The sequence below is a fragment of the Limnohabitans sp. Hippo4 genome, from assembly GCF_003063605.1.
In the GTDB taxonomy this organism is placed as follows: Bacteria; Pseudomonadota; Gammaproteobacteria; order Burkholderiales; family Burkholderiaceae_C; genus Limnohabitans_A.
The window spans coordinates 612,717-633,218 of the sequence record NZ_NESE01000002.1; the positions used below are offsets into that span (position 1 = coordinate 612,717).

The 20,502-nt window shown below is 52.1% G+C and carries 17 protein-coding genes and 1 tRNA gene; 15 read left to right on the forward strand and 3 right to left on the reverse strand.

Annotated features, from left to right (window positions below; genetic code table 11):
* Positions 1-67 precede the first annotated feature (67 nt).
* Together clpB and B9Z46_RS08320 are read left to right on the forward strand one after the other, a co-directional pair.
* Positions 68-2,668 carry an ATP-dependent chaperone ClpB gene (gene clpB, locus B9Z46_RS08315; protein WP_108255525.1) on the forward strand — a complete coding sequence of 867 codons (2,601 nt, stop codon included), beginning with the start codon at positions 68-70 and terminating at the stop codon, positions 2,666-2,668.
* A 79-nt stretch (positions 2,669-2,747) separates the two neighbouring features.
* Positions 2,748-4,502 carry a thiamine pyrophosphate-binding protein gene (locus tag B9Z46_RS08320; RefSeq protein WP_108255527.1) on the forward strand — a complete coding sequence of 585 codons (1,755 nt, stop codon included), beginning with the start codon at positions 2,748-2,750 and terminating at the stop codon, positions 4,500-4,502.
* 45 nt (positions 4,503-4,547) lie between these two features.
* Here the strand turns inward: B9Z46_RS08320 and B9Z46_RS08325 are convergent, their stop codons facing one another.
* Entirely contained in the window at positions 4,548-4,982 is a 435-nt protein-coding gene (locus B9Z46_RS08325; protein ID WP_055360966.1) for an SWIB/MDM2 domain-containing protein, read from the reverse strand.
* A gap of 455 nt (positions 4,983-5,437) precedes the next feature.
* On the opposite strand from B9Z46_RS08325, the gene aceA reads away from it, so the two are divergent.
* From aceA to B9Z46_RS08375, 10 genes are all read left to right on the forward strand, one after another.
* Positions 5,438-6,757, forward strand: a complete 1,320-nt coding sequence (gene aceA, locus B9Z46_RS08330; protein ID WP_108255529.1) for an isocitrate lyase — start codon at positions 5,438-5,440, stop codon at positions 6,755-6,757.
* 116 nt (positions 6,758-6,873) lie between these two features.
* Positions 6,874-8,793, forward strand: coding sequence for a threonine--tRNA ligase (thrS, locus tag B9Z46_RS08335; RefSeq protein ID WP_108255531.1), 1,920 nt, complete (start codon positions 6,874-6,876; stop codon positions 8,791-8,793).
* 83 nt (positions 8,794-8,876) lie between these two features.
* Entirely contained in the window at positions 8,877-9,473 is a 597-nt protein-coding gene (gene infC / locus B9Z46_RS08340) for a translation initiation factor IF-3 (protein WP_082466785.1), read from the forward strand.
* Between the two features lie 157 nt (positions 9,474-9,630).
* The gene (gene rpmI / locus B9Z46_RS08345) at positions 9,631-9,834 is read left to right on the forward strand and encodes a 50S ribosomal protein L35 (RefSeq protein ID WP_055360962.1); all 204 of its coding nucleotides are present in this window, start codon (positions 9,631-9,633) and stop codon (positions 9,832-9,834) included.
* A gap of 24 nt (positions 9,835-9,858) precedes the next feature.
* On the forward strand, positions 9,859-10,221 hold the full coding sequence (gene rplT, locus B9Z46_RS08350; protein ID WP_055360961.1) for a 50S ribosomal protein L20: 363 nt from the start codon (positions 9,859-9,861) through the stop codon (positions 10,219-10,221).
* A gap of 91 nt (positions 10,222-10,312) precedes the next feature.
* On the forward strand, positions 10,313-11,350 hold the full coding sequence (gene pheS, locus B9Z46_RS08355) for a phenylalanine--tRNA ligase subunit alpha (protein ID WP_055360960.1): 1,038 nt from the start codon (positions 10,313-10,315) through the stop codon (positions 11,348-11,350).
* A 10-nt stretch (positions 11,351-11,360) separates the two neighbouring features.
* Positions 11,361-13,775, forward strand: a complete 2,415-nt coding sequence (gene pheT, locus B9Z46_RS08360; protein WP_108255533.1) for a phenylalanine--tRNA ligase subunit beta — start codon at positions 11,361-11,363, stop codon at positions 13,773-13,775.
* 19 nt (positions 13,776-13,794) lie between these two features.
* Positions 13,795-14,124: an integration host factor subunit alpha gene (locus tag B9Z46_RS08365; protein WP_055360958.1), complete on the forward strand. Its 330-nt coding sequence runs from the start codon at positions 13,795-13,797 to the stop codon at positions 14,122-14,124.
* A 113-nt stretch (positions 14,125-14,237) separates the two neighbouring features.
* Positions 14,238-14,714, forward strand: coding sequence for a MerR family transcriptional regulator (locus B9Z46_RS08370; protein WP_055360957.1), 477 nt, complete (start codon positions 14,238-14,240; stop codon positions 14,712-14,714).
* A 31-nt stretch (positions 14,715-14,745) separates the two neighbouring features.
* Positions 14,746-14,822, forward strand: a tRNA-Pro gene (locus B9Z46_RS08375).
* A gap of 50 nt (positions 14,823-14,872) precedes the next feature.
* On the opposite strand, the gene B9Z46_RS08380 is transcribed toward B9Z46_RS08375, so the two are convergent.
* Positions 14,873-15,097: a cold-shock protein gene (locus B9Z46_RS08380; RefSeq protein WP_108255535.1), complete on the reverse strand. Its 225-nt coding sequence runs from the start codon at positions 15,095-15,097 to the stop codon at positions 14,873-14,875.
* A 161-nt stretch (positions 15,098-15,258) separates the two neighbouring features.
* Here B9Z46_RS08380 and clpS point away from each other — a divergent pair, with 161 nt between their 5' ends.
* A complete protein-coding gene (gene clpS / locus B9Z46_RS08385; protein ID WP_108255537.1) occupies positions 15,259-15,636 on the forward strand; it encodes an ATP-dependent Clp protease adapter ClpS in 378 nt (125 codons plus the stop codon).
* Between the two features lie 103 nt (positions 15,637-15,739).
* Entirely contained in the window at positions 15,740-18,079 is a 2,340-nt protein-coding gene (gene clpA, locus B9Z46_RS08390) for an ATP-dependent Clp protease ATP-binding subunit ClpA (protein ID WP_055360954.1), read from the forward strand.
* An 86-nt stretch (positions 18,080-18,165) separates the two neighbouring features.
* Here the strand turns inward: clpA and B9Z46_RS08395 are convergent, their stop codons facing one another.
* On the reverse strand, positions 18,166-19,704 hold the full coding sequence (locus B9Z46_RS08395; protein WP_108255852.1) for a helicase HerA-like domain-containing protein: 1,539 nt from the start codon (positions 19,702-19,704) through the stop codon (positions 18,166-18,168).
* Between the two features lie 71 nt (positions 19,705-19,775).
* Between B9Z46_RS08395 and B9Z46_RS08400 the strand changes: the two genes are divergently transcribed.
* Entirely contained in the window at positions 19,776-20,501 is a 726-nt protein-coding gene (locus tag B9Z46_RS08400; protein WP_108255539.1) for a YebC/PmpR family DNA-binding transcriptional regulator, read from the forward strand.
* Position 20,502 lies beyond the last annotated feature (1 nt).

Here is a 20,502-nt window from a genome sequence, read left to right on the forward strand (position 1 = left end):
CTCAATTTGGTCGCCCTCTTGAAAAATAGCCACAACGGCCCAAAATGGATCTCAATAGGAGATTCAAATGCGAATTGACAAACTGACCACCAAATTTCAAGAAGCGCTTGGCGATGCCCAGAGCTTGGCCTTGGGCAAAGACCATGCATACATCGACCCTGCACACGTCTTGTTGGCCATGCTGCAACAACAGGATGGCCCCAAGGCTTTGTTACAACGGGCTGGCGTCAACCTGTCAGCCTTGATGTCTACCGCCACATCGGCTGTCGAACGATTGCCCCAGGTCACGGGTCAAGATCAGGTTCAAGTGGGCCCCGATCTGGTCAAACTGTTGCAGGCTGCAGAAAAAGAATCACTGAAACGCGGTGACTCTTTTGTGGCCAGCGAACTTTTTTTGTTGGCCTTGGCAGACAGCAAGTCTGAGTTGGCTCGGAACGCCAAAGCGGCGGGCTTGAGCCGTCAAAGTTTAGAAACTGCAGTCGATGCAGTGCGTGGAGGACAAAACGTGAACAGTGCAGAAGCTGAAGGACAACGTGAGTCCTTGAAAAAATATTGCCTTGATCTAACCGAGCGGGCGCGCATGGGCAAGCTCGATCCCGTGATTGGCCGCGACGATGAAATTCGCAGAGCCATTCAGGTTTTGCAGCGACGCACCAAAAACAATCCCGTCTTGATCGGTGAACCTGGTGTTGGCAAAACGGCCATCGTGGAAGGTTTGGCGCAGCGCATTGTGGCCGGCGAGGTGCCCGATTCATTGAAGGGTAAGCGGGTCTTGTCTTTGGACATGGCCTCTTTGTTGGCGGGTGCCAAGTTCCGCGGTGAGTTTGAAGAGCGTCTTAAGTCCGTCCTTAACGAGCTTGCCAAGGACGAAGGCCAAACCATTGTGTTCATCGATGAACTGCACACCATGGTGGGCGCAGGCAAGGCCGAGGGTGCTATGGACGCAGGCAACATGCTCAAGCCTGCATTGGCACGCGGCGAATTGCATTGCGTGGGTGCCACCACCTTGGACGAATATCGCAAATACATTGAAAAAGACGCTGCACTAGAGCGTCGTTTTCAAAAGATCTTGGTGGGCGAGCCCAGCGTGGAGGCCACCATCGCCATCTTGCGGGGCTTGCAAGAGAAGTATGAAATCCACCATGGTGTGGACATTACCGACCCTGCCATTGTGGCGGCGGCAGAACTCAGTCACCGCTACATCACCGATCGATTTTTGCCCGACAAGGCCATCGATTTGATTGATGAAGCAGCTTCCAAAATCAAAATTGAAATTGATTCCAAACCTGAGGTGATCGACAAGCTTGATCGACGTTTGATCCAGTTGCAGATTGAACGTGAGGCTGTCAAAAAGGAAACCGATGAGGCCTCTCAAAAACGCTTGGGTCTGATTGAAGAAGAGATTGTGACGCTGAAAAAAGAAGCCGCCGATCTGGAAGAAATTTGGAAGACCGAAAAAGCGCAAGCACAGGGCAGTCAAAACGTTCGCGAAAAAATTGACCAATTGCGTCAACAAATTGAAGAGCTCACCCGCAAAGGCGACTTCAACAAGGTTGCAGAGTTGCAATATGGGAAATTGCCTGAACTTGAAAAGCTCTTGTCTGAGACACAGGCTAAGGAATTGAATCCAGAAGCGGGTTCTGCGCCACGCTTGTTGCGCACGCAAGTGGGTGCTGAAGAAATTGCCGAAGTGGTCAGTCGTGCCACTGGCATACCCGTGTCCAAAATGATGCAGGGTGAGCGTGAAAAACTGTTGCAAATGGAAGTCAAGTTACACGAGCGTGTGGTGGGTCAAGATGAAGCCATCGCTGCTGTCTCGCATGCCATTCGCCGTTCACGCTCGGGCTTGTCCGATCCGCAAAGACCCACAGGTTCCTTCTTGTTCTTGGGCCCAACAGGCGTTGGCAAAACAGAGTTGTGTAAAGCCTTGGCGGGCTTCTTGTTTGACAGCGAGGATCACCTGATTCGCATCGACATGAGTGAGTTCATGGAGAAGCATTCGGTTGCCCGTCTCATTGGCGCGCCACCTGGTTACGTCGGCTACGAAGAGGGCGGCTACCTCACGGAAGCCGTGCGCAGAAAGCCTTACTCGGTTTTGTTGCTCGATGAGGTTGAAAAAGCGCACCCTGATGTCTTTAACGTGTTGCTTCAAGTGTTGGACGATGGGCGCTTGACGGATGGTCAAGGCCGCACAGTCGACTTCAAAAACACAGTCATTGTGATGACGTCCAACATTGGCTCTCACTTGATTCAGTCCATGGTGGGAGAGTCCAATGACGACATCAAAGAGGCTGTTTGGGGTGAATTGAAGAATCACTTCCGTCCCGAGTTTTTGAACCGCATCGACGAGACGGTGGTCTTTCACAGTTTGGACGCCAAGCACATTGAATCGATTGCCAAAATTCAACTCCAAATTTTGGAAGCTCGTTTGTCGAAGATGGACTTGCACCTTGAGGTCTCGCCTGCGGCTTTGGCGGAACTGGCCAAGGTGGGCTTTGACCCTGTGTTTGGTGCCCGTCCCTTGAAGCGAGCCGTGCAGCAAAGGATTGAAAACCCGCTGTCCAAACTGCTCCTTGAGGGCAAGTTCTTGCCAAAGTCGGTGATCCCTGTGGATGTCGACCCAGTGAAGGACCCAGGCGTTTTTAAATTTGACCGTGTGGTGAGCTAAAGTGAATCACCAGGTGACCTTGCTTCGTCTGAAGAATTCGCTTTGAAAGTATCATGCGGCCTTGATCACAAGAGGCTGTATGAGCAATCTAAACGACAAACAAGCTGAAACTGGCTCCAAGACTCAAATGGGAGGTCACCTCCTGGTGGAGTGTTTGGTGGCGCAAGGCATTTCCCACGCCTTTGGTGTCCCTGGTGAAAGTTACTTGGCCGTCTTGGACGGTTTTCACAAATACAAAGATCAGATTCAGTTTGTGACTTGCCGGCAAGAGGGTGGCGCGGCCTTCATGGCGGATGCCCAAGGTCGTTTAACGGGCCGTCCTGGCGTTTGTTTCGTGACCCGAGGCCCCGGTGCCACCAATGCCTCCATTGGCGTTCATACGGCGTTTCAAGACTCTACGCCCATGGTTTTGTTTGTGGGCGATGTGGCCACCGATACACGTGACCGCGAAGCCTTCCAAGAAGTCGATTTCTGTTCTTTTTTTGGACCCAGCACCAAGGGCATGGCCAAACGCGTCGAGCGCATCGACGATGCCAAGCGTATACCTGAATACGTGGCACGCGCATTTGCCACCGCTATGAACGGCCGACCCGGTCCCGTGGTTCTGGTTTTACCTGAAGACATGTTGACCCACGAGGTGACGGCCCAACCCTTGCCAAAGCTAGAACCCGTGGAGGCTTGGAGTGATCCCGGTAGTTTGCGTCAACTGCGAGAAATGTTGTTGGCGGCCAAACGGCCATTTGTGATTGCCGGCGGCGGCGGTTGGACCCCGCAAGCCGCACAAGCGCTGCAAAGGTTCGCGGAAAATTGGCAATTGCCCGTTGGCAATGCCTTCCGATTTCAAGACACCTTTGACAACTTCCATCCTTTGTATGCGGGTGATGTCGGGATTGGCATCAATCCCAAACTGTCGCAGCGCATCAAAGACAGCGATTTGATTTTGGCCATTGGCCCCCGATTGGGAGAAATGACCACCAGTGGCTACACACTTTTGGAAGTTCCGAAACCCAAGCAAAAGCTCGTGCACATTCACGCAAGTGCTGAAGAGCTTCACCGTGTGTATTCGGCAGATTTGGCCATCTGTGCCACCATGAATGCCGCCGCACGAAGCCTTGAAGTGTTGACCGCGCCGCCGTCAGTGCCTTGGTCGGACTGGACGGCACAGGCCAATGCGGATTACCGGGCCAATATTCAGCCACAGTCTTTAGCCGGCCTGCCACACGACTCGGCCCAGGGCTTGGTGAACATGCCCGAGGTGGTTGCTGCATTGCAGCGGCATTTGCCGGCAGATGCCGTGCTGACCAATGGTGCAGGTAATTTTGCAAGTTGGGTCCACCGTTATTACCAGCACCACGGCTTGAGCAAAGGCTTGAAGACGCAATTGGCGCCAACGGTGGGTGCCATGGGGTACGGCGTGCCTGCAGGTATCGCCGCTTCTATCGTGTCCAAGCGAGTGGCATTCACCATTGCAGGTGACGGTGATTTTTTAATGAATGGCCAAGAGTTGGCAACAGCCTGTCAGCATGGCGCCAAATCGATTGTGGTGCTATTGAACAATGGCATGTACGGCACCATTCGCATGCATCAAGAGCGCGATTTTCCGACCCACAACATGGGCTCCAACTTGAACAATCCGCACTTTGCCAATTTGGCCAAAGCATATGGGTATGAAGGCATTCGAATTTCCAAGACGGAAGAGTTTGAGCCTGCACTGATCGAGGCGCTTCAACGTGAGCAGGGTACCTTGATTGAAATCATGTTGGACCCGGAAGTCATTACCACCCGAGGCACGCTCTCGGCCATCACACAAAATGCTTTGAAATCGAAGTCATAAAAAAAGCCGGGATGACCCGGCTTTTTTCATTCGAGAAGCATTGAATTACTTCAAGTGCTTGCCGATCAGGCCGGCCATCTCGAACATGCTGACTTGGGCTTTGCCAAAGACTGCTTTGAGTTTGTCATCAGCGTTGATGTTGCGCTTGTTGACTTTGTCTTGCAGGTTGTTTTTCTTGATGTAAACCCACAGCTTGCTCACGACTTCAGTACGTGGCAGTGGGGATGCACCCACCACAGCAGCCAAAGCGGCGCTAGGTGTCAAAGCCTTCATGAAAGCGGCATTAGGTGTGCGCTTTTTTGCGGGGGCTTTTTTGGCTGCAGGCTTTTTAGCTGGTGCAGCTTTCTTTGCAGGAGCAGCTTTTTTAGCGGGTGCTGCTTTTTTTGCAGGTGCCGCTTTTTTCGCTACGGGTTTTTTGGCGGGTGCTGCCTTCTTTGCAGGAGCAGCTTTTTTTGCCGGAGATTTTTTTGCAGTTGCCATTTTGAAATTCCTTAAGTCGGAAGTTGGTTCGCAGCCGGAAACTTATTTATCCGGCTGAGCGGATGCTACTGGAGAAAGTGCGTGTTTCCAAGGGGCAATTAAGTTTTTTTAAGCGTGATGTTGCAGATATCCCTCTTGCAAAAAATCATTGTTTGACTTGGATGAGCCATTGATGTGGTGATTTGAGAAAAAGCGGCATTTGCAGTTTGGAAATTTAATTTCACAATACAAAATATAGCAGTGTTGCACCGCAATAATTTTTCTCAATATGAGAGATGATATTTCGCAATGAGAAATTAATTGCATAACGCATTGAATTTAAACATAAAAATAATTGTCTTATATAAGACATAAGATGTTTTTTTGGTCTTCTATAAGACTTAGAATTTTCCCCAGTGCCAAAGATTTCTGGGAATGAATTGGCCTCAACTTCAACCACACTTAAGGAAAACGTCATGCCACAAAATCTCGTTGAACAACTCAGCCGTGAACAACAAATTGCCGCTTTGGAAAAAGATTGGGCCACCAACCCCCGTTGGAAGGGCATCAAACGCGGCTACTCAGCTGCCGATGTCGTGCGTTTGCGCGGTTCTTTCCCCATTGAGCACACATTGGCTCGCCGTGGTGCTGAAAAACTGTGGGATCTGCTTCACACAGAAGACTACATCAATTGCTTGGGCGCATTGACGGGTGGTCAAGCCATGCAGCAAGTGAAAGCTGGCATCAAAGCCATCTATTTGTCTGGCTGGCAAGTTGCAGCTGACAATAACTCTTATGCATCGATGTACCCCGATCAATCTTTGTATCCAGTGGACTCTGTGCCAAAGGTTGTGGAGCGCATCAACAACAGCTTCCGCCGTGCTGATGAAATTCAATGGTCTAAAGGCACCAACCCTGGCGACAAAGAGTACACAGATTACTTCGCGCCCATTGTTGCCGATGCTGAAGCCGGTTTTGGTGGCGTGTTAAATGCCTTCGAATTGATGAAAGCCATGATTGCGGCAGGTGCGGGTGGCGTTCACTTTGAAGACCAATTGGCTTCTGTGAAAAAGTGCGGTCACATGGGTGGCAAAGTTTTGGTGCCAACCACTGAGGCTTGCCAGAAATTGATCGCAGCCCGCATGGCAGCTGACGTTTGCGGCGTACCCACTTTGGTGATTGCACGTACCGATGCAGAAGCTGCTGACTTGCTCACCAGCGACTACGATGAAAACGACAAGCCTTTCCTGACAGGTGAACGCACAGCGGAAGGTTTCTACAAAACCAAGAAAGGCATGGAGCAAGCCATTAGCCGCGCAGTGGCCTATGCGGAATACGCCGACTTGGTGTGGTGTGAAACCGGTACCCCCGATTTGGAATTTGCCCGCAAGTTTGCTGAAGCTGTTCACAAGAAACACCCCGGTAAATTGTTGGCCTACAACTGCTCACCTTCTTTCAACTGGAAGAAAAACTTGGACGATGCGACCATCGCCAAATTCCAGAAAGAACTCGGCGCCATGGGTTACAAATACCAGTTCATCACTTTGGCTGGCATTCACTCCATGTGGTACAACATGTTTGACTTGGCACAAGCCTACGTTCAGCGCGGCATGTCTGCCTATGTTGAGAAGGTGCAAGAACCTGAGTTCGCAGCGCGCGATCGTGGCTATTCCTTCGTGTCGCACCAACAAGAAGTGGGCACCGGTTACTTCGACGAGGTGACCACTGTGATCCAAGGTGGCCGCTCTAGCGTCACAGCTTTGACCGGTTCAACCGAAGAAGAACAGTTCCACTGATCGAAAAAGACCTCGGGCACAGCGTAAAATCTGGCCTGAGCGTTTGAAAACGCGGCAAATGCCGCGTTTTTCATTTCTGGCGCCAAAAGGGCGCCTTTCCTTTTTTCAGTTCGAACATGGTTCAGATCACACTTCCAGACGGTTCATTGCGTGAGTTTCCCGGTCCCGTCACCGTGGCAGAGGTTGCAGCCTCCATTGGCGCTGGCTTGGCCAAAGCGGCTTTGGCAGGCAAAGTTGATGGCAAAGTGGTGGACACGAGTTTCACCATAGCGGCCAATGCGCAACTGGCCATCATCACGGGCAAAGATGCTGATGGTTTGGAAGTTGTTCGTCACTCAACGGCGCACTTGCTCGCTTACGCCGTGAAGGATTTGTTTCCTGACGCGCAAGTGACCATTGGTCCCGTGATTGAAAACGGTTTTTACTACGACTTTTCCTACAGCCGTCCGTTCGACTTGGACGACTTGGCCGCCATTGAAAAGCGCATGTCCGATTTGGCCAACAAAGACGAGCCTGTGGTTCGTCGTGTGCTACCTCGTGATGAGGCTGTTGCGTATTTCAAAGGCATGGGTGAGCACTACAAGGCCGAAATCATTGGCAGCATTCCCTCCAATGAAGATGTGAGCTTGTACAAAGAGGGCGCGTTCGAAGACTTGTGTCGCGGCCCCCACGTCCCCAGCACTGGCAAGCTCAAGCATTTCAAGCTAATGAAGGTGGCAGGTGCGTACTGGCGTGGCGACAGCAAAAACGAAATGCTGCAACGCATTTACGGCACGGCATGGACCAGCAAAGAAGATTTGCAAAACTACCTTACCCAATTGGAAGAGGCAGAAAAACGTGATCACCGTAAATTAGGTCGCGAGCTCGATTTATTCCATATCGATGAGCATGCACCCGGCTTGGTTTTTTGGCATCCTAAAGGTTGGTCTGTTTGGCAGAAGGTTGAGCAGTACATGCGTGCGGTCTACCAAGACAACGGTTACCAGGAAGTCAAAGGTCCGCAAATCATTGACAAGTCCTTGTGGGAAAAAACGGGCCACTGGGACAAGTACCGCGACAACATGTTCACCACAGAGTCTGAAAAGCGTGACTACGCTTTGAAGCCTATGAACTGTCCTGGCCACATCTTGATTTTCAAGCAAGGCATGAAGAGCTACCGCGATTTACCTTTGCGCTACGGCGAATTTGGTCAATGCCACCGCAATGAACCTACTGGCGGCTTGCACGGCATCATGCGCGTGCGCGGCTTTACACAAGACGATGGCCACATTTTCTGTACCGAAGATCAAATCTTGGCTGAAAGCGTTAACTTCACAACGCTCTTGCAAAAGGTCTACAAAGATTTCGGCTTTACCGACATCATTTACAAAGTTGCGACGCGTCCTGCTCAGCGCATTGGCTCCGATGAAATTTGGGACAAAGCCGAGCATGCCCTGATGGAGAGTTTGCGTGCCTCCAACTGTGACTTTGAAATTGCCCCTGGCGATGGCGCCTTCTATGGCCCCAAAATCGAATACACCCTGAAAGACGCTATTGGCCGTCAATGGCAGTGCGGCACCATTCAGGTTGATTTCTCTATGGCTGAACGACTCGATGCCGAGTACGTTGGAGAGGACGGCAACCGCCATCGTCCCGTCATGTTGCACCGCGCCATCGTGGGCAGCATGGAGCGATTCATCGGTATTTTGATCGAGCAGCACGCTGGTGCCTTGCCTGTTTGGCTGGCCCCAATCCAGGTGGTGGTGTGCAACATTACCGATTCCCAGGCCGATTACTGTCGTGAAATTGCCCAAAAAATGCAAAAACTGGCGGGAAATCAAGGCCTTAGGGTCGATTTAGACCTCCGGAACGAGAAAATCACGTATAAAATACGCGAGCATTCATTGCAGAAGCCGCCTTACATCCTTGTCGCTGGCGACAAAGAAAAGGCTGCGGGTACTGTCGCAGTACGCGCCCGAGGTAACAAAGACCTCGGTGTCATGTCTGTTGATGCGTTCATTGAACTCGTCCAATCAGACATTGAATCTAAAGTTTGAAGATATTTTCCGATTGCTTTAGCTTGACGCTTGCTCGTCGGTTTGGGCTGCCTTGTGCAGTTTTTATTAAAAGGATTTGAACCATCGCTACCACCGAATTTCGTGACCGCCGTCAGCGCGAAGAGCGTAAGCATCGCCTGAACCGTGAAATCACTTTCCCTGAAGTCCGTTTGTCCGGACCCGAGAACGAGCCCTTGGGCATTGTTTCTTTAGCAGATGCTTTGCGCATGGCGGGAGAGTTGGATGTTGACTTGGTTGAAATTGCAGCCACCGCAACACCACCGGTTTGCCGATTGATGGACTACGGCAAGTTCAAATACCAAGAACAAAAGCGTGCTGCCGAAGCCAAAGCCAAGCAGACGGTCATTGAGATCAAGGAAATTAAATTCCGACCCGGTACCGATGACGGTGACTACAACATCAAGATGCGCAACATCCGCCGCTTTTTGGCAGATGGCGACAAGTGCAAAGTGACCTTGCGTTTTCGCGGTCGCGAAATTACCCACCAAGAGTTGGGCATGGCACTGTTGCAGCGCATTCGCGATGACTTGGGTGATCTGATTGTGGTGGAGCAGTTTCCAAAGTTGGAAGGCCGCCAAATGATCATGATGATTGCACCAGGTCGCAAAAAACCGGCTGGTAAAACAGCCAACGAAGGTGCTCCGGCAGCTTCAGAGTGAGTTTGAAGAGTTCCTTCGGGAGCTCTTACAAATGAGGTTGTCACCAACCTCAAACAGCAAAACACTTCGGTGAATTGCTGATTAAAAGTGGCTCGGGGCCAACAAGGCTGCAAGGAGTTTGCAGACGCCTCACGAGCACAAAATAAGGAGCAGTCAAATGCCCAAAATGAAGACCAAAAGCAGCGCCAAAAAGCGCTTCCGTGTTCGTCCTGGTGGTACCGTTAAACGCGGTCAAGCCTTCAAGCGTCACATCTTGACGAAGAAGACAACCAAGAACAAACGTCACCTCCGTGGCCCAGTAGGTGTGCATGAGACCAACATGGGTCACATGGCACAAATGCTGCCATCGGCTGGCCTGTAATTCACTGACGAACAAGGAGAAAATATGCCTCGCGTAAAACGTGGTGTTACGGCACGAGCCCGTCACAAAAAAGTATTGGCCCTGGCCAAAGGTTTCCGCGGTCGCCGCGGTAATGTCTTCCGTATCGCTAAACAAGCGGTGATGAAGGCCGGTCAGTATGCATACCGTGACCGTCGTGCCAAGAAACGTGTGTTCCGTCAGTTGTGGATCGCGCGTATCAACGCAGCGGCCCGTGAATGCGGTCTGACATACAGCCAATTCGCAAATGGCCTGAAAAAGGCTGCCATTGAAATCGACCGTAAAGTGTTGGCGGACATCGCCGTGCACGACAAGGCCGCTTTTGCTGGCATCGTGAACCAAGTCAAGGCCAAGTTGGCCGCAGCTTAAGTACTCACGCAGTCAATCAAAGGGGTTGAGGCTTGCGAAGGCTTCAATCCTTTTTTCATTTTGAATTTAAGTTCCTTTTAAAGTTTCCACCATGACCGAGTTGGACAGTTTGGTTGAAGCGGCTCGCGCCAGTTTTGCGCAGGCCCAAACCCCCGCCGATCTTGAGAATGCCAAAGCCCTGTACTTGGGCAAGTCAGGCCGCATCACTGAAATGATGAAGGGCATGGCTGCTTTGAGCGTTGAAGAGAAAAAAACATTCGGCGCAGCGGTGAACGTTGCCAAGCAGGGCATTGAAGCAGCGCTCACGGCGCGCCGCCAAGCTTTGGCCGATGCCGAGTTGGCTGTTCAACTGAAAGCGGAAGCTTTTGATGTCACCTTGCCAGGTCGCCCCCTGACGCAAGGCGGTCTGCACCCTGTGTCACTTACCTTAGAGCGCATCGAGCAAATTTTTGGCTCCATGGGTTTTGAAGTGGCACAAGGCCCCGAAATTGAAACCGACTGGTTCAACTTCACGGCCCTCAACACACCCGAAGATCATCCCGCACGCTCGATGCACGACACCTTCTATGTCGAAGGCGGTCATTTGCTGCGCACCCACACCAGCCCCATGCAAATTCGCCATGCAGTCCAACACGTCAAGCGTTACAAAGCGCAATTGGATGCAGGGCAGGGCATGCCCGAAATTCGTGTCATTGCACCTGGCCGCACCTACCGCGTCGACAGCGATGCCACGCACTCACCCATGTTTCATCAGTGCGAAGGTTTGTGGATTGGCGAGAACGTCAGCTTCAAAGATTTGAAAGTGGTGTTCACCGATTTTTGCCGTACGTTTTTTGAAAGCGACGACTTGGTGTTGCGCTTCCGTCCCAGCTTTTTCCCCTTCACAGAACCCAGCGCCGAAATTGACATTCAATTTCAAACAGGCCCATTGGCGGGCCGTTGGTTGGAAGTGGCGGGCTCCGGTCAAGTGCACCCCAACGTGGTTCGCAACATGGGCCTCGACCCCGAAAAATTCATTGGCTTTGCCTTCGGCATGGGCCCCGACCGTCTCACCATGCTCCGATATGGCGTGAATGATTTGCGCTTGTTCTTCGACGGCGACGTTCGCTTCTTGAGTCAATTTCAATAATTAAAAGACCATGCAATTTCCTGAATCCTGGCTGCGTGAGTTTTGCAACCCACCCCTCAATACAGAACAACTCGCTGAAACGCTCACGATGGCGGGCTTGGAGGTTGAAGAACTTCAACCTGTGGCGCCGCCATTTTCGAATGTGGTGATTGGTGAAATCAAAAGTGCAGAGCAGCACCCCAATGCAGACCGCTTGCGCGTGTGCCAAGTGGATGTGGGGCAACCGACATTGCTCAACATTGTTTGCGGTGCGCCCAACGCACGCGTTGGCATTCGCATTCCCTGCGCCATGGTCGGTGCAGAGTTGCCGCCTGGCGAAGATGGCAAGCCTTTCCTGATCAAAGTTGGCAAGCTGCGCGGCGTTGAAAGCCAGGGCATGTTGTGCTCCGCCAAAGAGTTGAAAATTGCGGATGACCATGGCGGCTTGCTTGAGTTGCCAGCAGATGCGCCCTTAGGCCAAAGCATTCGAACCTATTTGAAGTTGGACGATACTTTGTTCACATTGAAGCTGACGCCTAACTTGGCGCACTGCTTGAGTGTGTACGGCATTGCACGTGAAGTCTCGGCGCTCACTGGTACGCCTTTGCAGGCGCCGGTGTTCAATGCTTTGACAGCCCAAGTGCAAGACAAATTGGCCGTCAAGGTTGAAGCCGCCGACTTGTGCGGCCGCTTCAGTGGCCGCGTGGTGAAAGGCGTGAATCCCAAAGCCCAAACACCCGCCTGGATGGTGGACCGCTTGGCACGTTGTGGCCAACGCAGTGTCAGCCCGTTGGTCGACATTTCAAACTACGTGATGTTTGAGTTTGGCCGTCCTTCACACATTTTTGACCTCGACAAAATTCATGGGGGCCTGCAAGTTCGATGGGGTCGTGCAGAAGAATCACTCAAGCTGCTCAACGGCAACACAGTGACCGTGGACGACAAAGTGGGTGTGATTGCCGATGACTCACAAGTGGAGTCTTTGGCGGGCATCATGGGCGGCGATGCCACCGCCGTTTCTGACGAAACTCAAAACATTTACATCGAAGCTGCTTACTGGTGGCCTAAAGCCATTGCAGGTCGCTCACGTCGCTACAACTTCTCGACCGATGCCGGCCACCGATTTGAACGAGGAGTCGACCCAGAAGGCACAGTTGAGCACATTGAGCGCATTACGCAGTTGGTGATTGACATTTGCGGCACGCCAGCCACCCAAGTCGGCCCCGTTGACGACCAAAAACTGAACATGCCTGTGCGCAAACCTGTGACCTTGCGCGTGGCACGCGCAGTCAAGGTGATTGGCATGGCGTTGACACAAAAGCAGTGTGCCGATGCACTACGCGGTTTAGGTTTTGAAGTGAGCGAGGCGGAAGGCTTGGTCACGGTCAACCCACCCAGTTGGCGCTTCGATTTGGAAATAGAAGAAGACCTCATTGAAGAGGTTGCGCGCATGGTCGGTTATACCCAGTTGCCCACCACGCCGCCGTTAGCACCTATTACGGCCAAGATTCGCAAAGAAAATGTGCGGGGTCCATTTGCTGTTCGCCGCAGCATGGCGGCATTGGGCTACCAAGAAACCATCAACTTCAGCTTCGTCGAAGAACGCTGGGAGCATGAGTTGGCAGGCAACGCCAACCCGATCAAGTTGCTCAATCCCATTGCCAGTCAAATGAGTGTGATGCGAACCAGTTTGCTTGGCTCCTTGCTGCAAGTGGTGAAATTCAATACCGATCGCAAAGCTGACCGTGTGCGTGTCTTTGAGGTGGGCCGTGTGTTTTTGCGCGATGCTTCGGTCAAAGACAGCGATAGCACTGTCGAAGGCTTGAATCAGCCCATGCGCGTTTCCGGGGTGGCTTATGGCCCGGTCAGCACCACCTCTTGGGGTGGCAAAGTTCGCAACGTTGATTTCTTTGATGTCAAAGGTGAGGTGGAGGCTTTGCTGTCACCGGCCAAGCCAGTGTTTGAAACGGCTGAACATCCTGCCATGCACCCTGGTCGCTGTGCGCAAGTTTTGCTCAACGGCCAAGTCATTGGCCATGTGGGCGAGTTGCATCCTCGCTGGCGCCAGACTTGGGACTTGCAACAAGCCCCCATCATGTTTGAGTTGGACTTGGATGCGGTGCTACAGCGCGAAGTGCCTGTGGCACAAGGCGTTGCGCGATTCCAGGCTGTAGAGCGTGACATTGCCGTCATCGTGGCTGAAAAAGTGACGCACGGCGAGCTCATGTCGGCCATTCATGCGGCGCCTACCGAAGGCCTGTTGAAAAATGCCGTGTTGTTTGATGTGTTCCGCCCACAGGCCACACAAGGCATTGAGAAAAGCTTGGCAGTCCGCTTGACTTTGTACAGTGACGAAGCAACATTGACCGACGTTCAGATTGAAGCCACAGTCAAAGCCGTGCTAGACCATTTGGCGACCAAGTTGTCAGCCCGCTTGCGCTCTTAATTGAAAGCAGAAAGTACCTATGGATTTTTCTGTTGAAAGTCTCGAAACACCTGCGCTGACCAAAGCGCATCTGGCCGATTTGTTGTTTGAACAAATTGGATTGAACAAGCGCGAGTCCAAAGACATGGTGGACTCTTTCTTTGATTTGATTGCAACGCAGTTGGTTCAAGGAACGGATGTCAAAATTTCCGGATTTGGTAATTTCCAAATCCGTGAAAAAGCACCACGTCCAGGCCGCAATCCCCGTACGGGTGAACTGATTCCCATTGAGGCGCGGCGCGTTGCCACCTTTCACGCCAGTCACAAGCTCAAAGATGTGATCCAAGGTGACGAATCTGGCAAGGCTTAACACTTGCTGACAATCAGCGATCAGAGATCTAACAAAATATTCAACTGAGGCCTTTACGGAGTGCCTCGGCTTAGAGTAAGCTAGTAAGTTCCCCTAGCAAGTTTGTGATTTCAATGGAGAACTCCCTCCCATCTATTCCCGCCAAGCGCTACTTCACCATTGGTGAAGTAGGCGAGCTCTGTGGCGTCAAGCCGCATGTGCTCCGTTATTGGGAGCAGGAGTTCACACAGCTTCGTCCTGTGAAGCGACGCGGTAATCGCCGCTATTACCAGCACCACGAGGTGCTCATGATTCGCCGCATTCGTGATTTGTTGTACGAGCAGGGCTTCACCATCAGTGGGGCTCGCAACAAAATGCAGGAGCTTGCGCAGTCTCAAAAAGGCTATCGCAAGGAGCAGCTTGCTGCTGCCGATGCGGACATCGATTTTCCTGAAGATCTTGACCTTGATGATGAGATGTCAGAGGAAGAAAGTGCGCTTCCCAAATTGGCCGTAGAGAGTGCACAAAGAGCGGGCGCACTTCAAGCCACCAGCAGCTTGCCTAGCTTGCGACGCGAATTGATGGATATTCGAGATTTGCTCTCAATTTGAACAAATTCTCGGGCTATAATTTAAAGCTTGTCGGCGTGTAGCGCAGCCTGGTAGCGCACTTGCATGGGGTGCAAGGGGTCGCGAGTTCGAATCCCGCCACGCCGACCATTCAAAAAGACCAAAGCCCTTGAGATGAACTCTCAGGGGCTTTTTTCTTTCTACTCTGCGGGTGTTGCGCTGCTTTCTGATTGAATGTTGATGGCCATGGGGCCTTTGGGTCCCTCGGTCAGCTCAAAGCTCACTCGGGCGCCTTCTTTGAGGCTTTTGAAGCCCTCCATGGCAATGGCTGAGAAATGCGCAAATGCATCGGGCCCACCTCCATCTGGCTGAATGAATCCAAATCCCTTCGCGTCATTGAACCATTTGACTGTTCCACTGGGCATACTTGTCTCCATCGTTTTAAAGCTGTATGGAACATTTAAATCAGGCTTTCTGCGCTTGTCAATTCAAGGTTTACCCGACTGATGCCGAATGTTGCAGTGCGGCATAAGGACTTTCCGCAAAGTGTTCGCAGAAGCGCCTCAGGCATCGATAGAATGAAAACATGGCAACAGAGAAACCAAAACAACCATTTCAGCCGAAAAGCCCAGGGTCAGAGGGCGACCTCACTCGTACACCAGGAAATGCCGATTCTGTGGTTTTAGAAAGACGCACAGCCAAAGTCGGTCCGCCCCAGATGTACCAAGTGGTGATGTTGAACGACGATTACACGCCCATGGAGTTTGTGGTTTTGGTGCTTCAGGAGTTTTTCAACAAAGACCGTGAAGCGGCCACCCAAATCATGTTGAAAATTCATTTGGACGGCAAAGGCGTTTGTGGTGTTTTCACCCGCGACGTCGCAGCTACCAAAGTGGACCAAGTCTTAGATGCCGCAAACCAGGCAGGTCATCCTTTGCAATGTGTCAGTGAACCTGTCGCATGAGTGTTGCAAACTTTGATCCAGAATGTGGCATAAAGCAGTTGAAATTCAACAAAACTACCCAACTTAATATTTTTCACCTCCGCAAGGCATTTAAGGAAATCACATGATTGCCCAAGAATTGGAAGTCAGTTTGCACATGGCCTTCGTTGAGGCGCGACAGCAGCGTCACGAGTTCATTACCGTGGAGCATTTGTTGTTGGCATTGCTAGACAACCCCAGCGCAGCAGAAGTGTTGCGTGCGTGTTCAGCGCAAGTCGACGATTTGCGTCAATCGCTGTCGTCGTTCATCAAAGACAACACGCCGCAAGTCGCAGGCACTGAAGAAGTGGACACACAACCCACGCTAGGTTTTCAGCGTGTCATTCAACGCGCTATCATGCATGTTCAATCGACGGGCAGTGGCAAAAAAGAAGTGACTGGCGCCAACGTGCTGGTGGCCATCTTTGGCGAAAAAGATTCTCACGCTGTTTACTATTTGCACCAGCAAGGCATTACGCGTTTGGATGTGGTGAATTTCATTGCACACGGCATTCGCAAGAGTGATCCGCCAGAAGCTAGCAAAGGAAGTGACGCTGCACCCGCACCCGAGAGCGAAGAGGGTGCAGGCGGTGGCGAGCGCAATGAAAAAGCCTCACCACTGGAGCAGTTCACTCAGAACCTGAATCAGATGGCCAAAGAAGGCAAGATTGATCCGCTCATCGGTCGTGAATACGAAGTTGAGCGCACCATTCAAATTTTGTGCCGTCGCCGCAAAAACAATCCTTTGTTGGTTGGCGAAGCTGGCGTTGGCAAGACCGCCATTGCTGAAGGTTTGGCATGGCGTATTACGCAAGGCAGCGTGCCCGAAATTTTGAACGAAGCGGTGGTCTATTCGCTCGACATGGGCGCACTGTTGGCAGGTACCAAATACCGTGGTGACTTTGAGCAACGTCTTAAAGGTGTTTTGAAAGCCTTGAAGGACAAGCCACACGCTGTGTTGTTCATCGATGAAATTCACACTTTGATTGGTGCCGGTGCTGCTTCCGGCGGTACGTTGGATGCGTCGAACTTGCTCAAGCCTGCACTTTCTAGCGGTCAGTTGAAATGCATCGGCGCCACCACCTTCACGGAATACCGCGGTATCTTCGAAAAAGACGCAGCTTTGTCACGCCGCTTCCAAAAGGTTGACGTGGTCGAGCCTACGGTGCCCGAAACTGTGGACATTTTGAAGGGCTTGAAGTCTCGTTTCGAAGAGCACCACAGCGTGAAATACGCCAACGCAGCGCTGCAAGCTGCTGCCGAGTTGTCTGCCAAGTTCATCAACGACCGTCAGTTGCCCGACAAAGCCATTGACGTGATTGACGAAGCCGGCGCTGCGCAGCGTATCTTGCCGCCTTCCAAGCGCAAGAAAACCATTGGCAAAGCCGAGATCGAAGACATCGTGGCAAAGATTGCGCGCATTCCGCCCGCCAATGTTTCGAATGACGACCGCAGCAAGCTGCAAACCATTGAGCGCGATTTGAAGAGCGTGGTGTTTGGTCAAGACAAAGCCTTGGAAGTGTTGTCATCGGCCGTCAAAATGGCGCGCTCCGGTTTGGGCAAAACAGACAAGCCCATTGGCGCCTTCTTGTTCAGCGGCCCCACAGGCGTCGGCAAAACAGAAGCGGCCAAACAATTGGCCTACATCATGGGCATTGACCTCATTCGCTTTGACATGTCGGAGTACATGGAGCGCCATGCGGTGAGTCGCCTGATTGGTGCGCCTCCAGGCTATGTGGGCTTTGACCAAGGTGGTTTGCTGACAGAAGCCGTCACCAAGAAACCGCATTGCGTGTTGCTGCTCGACGAAATTGAAAAAGCGCACCCCGACATTTTCAATGTCTTGTTGCAAGTGATGGACCACGGCACTTTGACAGACAACAACGGCCGCAAAGCCGACTTCCGCAACGTGATCATCATCATGACCACGAATGCGGGTGCCGAGACCATGAACAAAGCCACCATTGGCTTTACCAACCCGCGTCAAGCTGGTGATGAAATGGGCGACATCAAGCGCTTGTTCACCCCTGAGTTCCGCAACCGTTTGGACGCCATGGTCAGCTTCAAGGCTTTGGACGAGCAAATCATTATGCGCGTGGTCGACAAGTTCTTGCTGCAACTCGAAACACAGTTGTCAGAGAAGAAGGTGGATGTCACGTTCAGCGACAAGTTGCGCAAGTTCTTGGCCAAAAAAGGTTTCGACCCGCTCATGGGCGCTCGTCCTATGCAGCGTTTGATTCAAGACACCATTCGCAAGGCCTTGGCCGATGAGTTGCTGTTTGGTCGATTGATCGACGGCGGTCGTTTGAGTGTTGACTTGGACGACAAGGACGAAGTGCTTTTGGACATTACGCCTTTGCCTAAGAAAGAAGGGCGCAATTCCAAATCTGAGCCGCACGAGCCTGAAGAGGTCACGGCCAGCTAAAGCCTTCACAAAAAAGCCGGATGATCTCCGGCTTTTTTTTCGTCCCCCATTTGAATGAGGGACTGATGTTGCGCAACTGGCGGGGCTCAGCGTTTGCGGCCGCCCAAGATGCCGCCCAACACACCACGCACAATTTCACGCCCCACGCTTGAGCCAATCGTACGAACTGCAGACTTGACCATGGCCTGCGCCAAGCCGTCGTGTTTGGCACCCCTAGGTCCTGTGCGACCAAATAAAACCTCTCCAAGGCCGTTTAACAGGGCGTTGCTGCCACTCTCTGCATCGGTCGAGCTTGCGCTAGTTCCGGCATTGGTCGGAGTTTGTGCTTTTGATTCTGAATTGGACGATGCGTGCGCGCCTTTGAGCACTTCGTAGGCAGACTCACGGTCGATGGTTTTTTCATAGACACCCGCCACCAAAGAGTTCTCGAGCAGTGCCTTGCGTTGTTCTGGGGTAATGGGGCCCAGTTGGCTGCCAGGCATCATCACAAAAGCTTGTTCTGTGATGCCAGGTCGGCCTTTTTCATCGAGGAAACTGACCAAGGCTTCACCGACACCTAATTCGGTGATGGCTTTTTCGATGTCCAAATTGGGATTGGCTCGCATGGTTTGGGCGCTGGCTTTGACGGCTTTTTGATCGCGCGGTGTGAAAGCGCGAAGGGCGTGCTGAACCCGATTGCCCAGTTGTCCCAAAACCGTTTCTGGCACATCCAAGGGGTTTTGTGTGACGAAATAAACGCCTACACCTTTGGACCGAATCAGGCGTACCAACAACTCCATGCGTTCGATGAGCACCTTGGGCGCTTCGTTGAACAACAAGTGGGCTTCGTCAAAGAAGAACACCAGCTTGGGTTTTTCAGGATCACCAATTTCGGGCAATTGCTCAAACAATTCGGACAGTAACCACAGTAAGAAGGTGCCATAGAGGCGAGGTGCATTCATCAATTCACTGGCACACAGCAAATTGATGACGCCTTTGCCTTTGGCGTCGGTTTGCAAAAAGTCTTGGATGTTGAGCATGGGCTCGCCAAAGAACTTGTCGGCGCCTTGGCTTTCAATTTCTAGCAAACCCCGTTGAATGGCGCCCACGCTGGCGGCGCTGACGTTGCCGTACTCGGTGGTGAACTGACTGGCGTTTTCCCCCACGTGTTGCAGCATGGCGCGCAGATCCTTGAGGTCAAGCAGCAAAAGACCCTGGTCATCGGCAATTTTGAAGACCAAATTGAGCACACCGGCTTGTGTGTCGTTGAGGTTCAACATGCGGCCTAATAGCAAAGGGCCCATGTCTGAGACTGTGGCGCGAACGGGGTGGCCTTGTTTGCCAAAAACATCCCACAGGGTGGTTGGGCAGCTTTGGGGGCTGGGTTCGTCCAGCTGGCGTTCTTTCAGAATCCCCTTGATCTTGTCGCTGAGGTGGCCCGTTTGACTGATACCGACCAGATCGCCTTTGACATCGGCCATGAAGACCGGCACGCCCTGATTGGAGAAGTTTTCAGCCAGAGTCTGCAAACTCACCGTTTTGCCGGTGCCTGTGGCCCCTGTAATCAGGCCGTGGCGGTTGGCCATGCCCATCAGAAGGTGGCAATCTGTGGTTTTATTGCGGGCAATCAAGAGCTGATTTGGCATGAAAAAGGGTCCCCCCATCTGTAAAAGTAAAATCTCACCCAGTAGATTAAATCAACATCAAGGAATTTGAGATGGCTGGCCACAGTAAATGGGCAAATATTCAGCACCGCAAGGGCAGACAAGACGAGAAACGCCAGCGCATTTGGACCCGAGTGGTTCGAGAAATCATGGTGGCAGCCAGAACGGGCGGGGGAGACCCCACGGCCAATCCTCGTTTGCGCTTGGCCATTGAAAAAGCCAAGGCGGCCAATATGCCCGCCGATACCGTGAAGCGAAACATCGACAAAGCCACGGGCAATCTAGAAGGCGTGACTTACGAAGAAATTCGTTACGAAGGCTACGGCATAGGTGGTGCGGCCATCATTGTGGACACCATGACCGACAACCGTGTGCGCACAGTGGCCGAGGTGCGCCATGCTTTTAGCAAGCATGGTGGCAACATGGGCACGGAAGGCTCTGTGGCCTTTCAATTCAAGCATTGCGGTCAATTGATTTTTGCACCGGGCACTTCTGAAGACAAAGTGATGGAAGTTGCTTTGGAGGCGGGTGCCGAAGATGTGATCACGGACGAGGAGGGCGCCATTGAAGTGCTAACGTCCCCTGCAGATTTTGAAGCGGTCAAAAATGCATTAGAAGCTGCAGGCTTCACGGCCGAAATGGCCGAGGTCACGATGCGTGCTGAGAACACCATTGACATGGTGGGCGACGATGCAATCAAAATGCAAAAACTCTTGGACATCTTGGAAGATTTGGACGATGTGCAAAACGTTTTCCACAACGCAACCATTTCTGAATAAG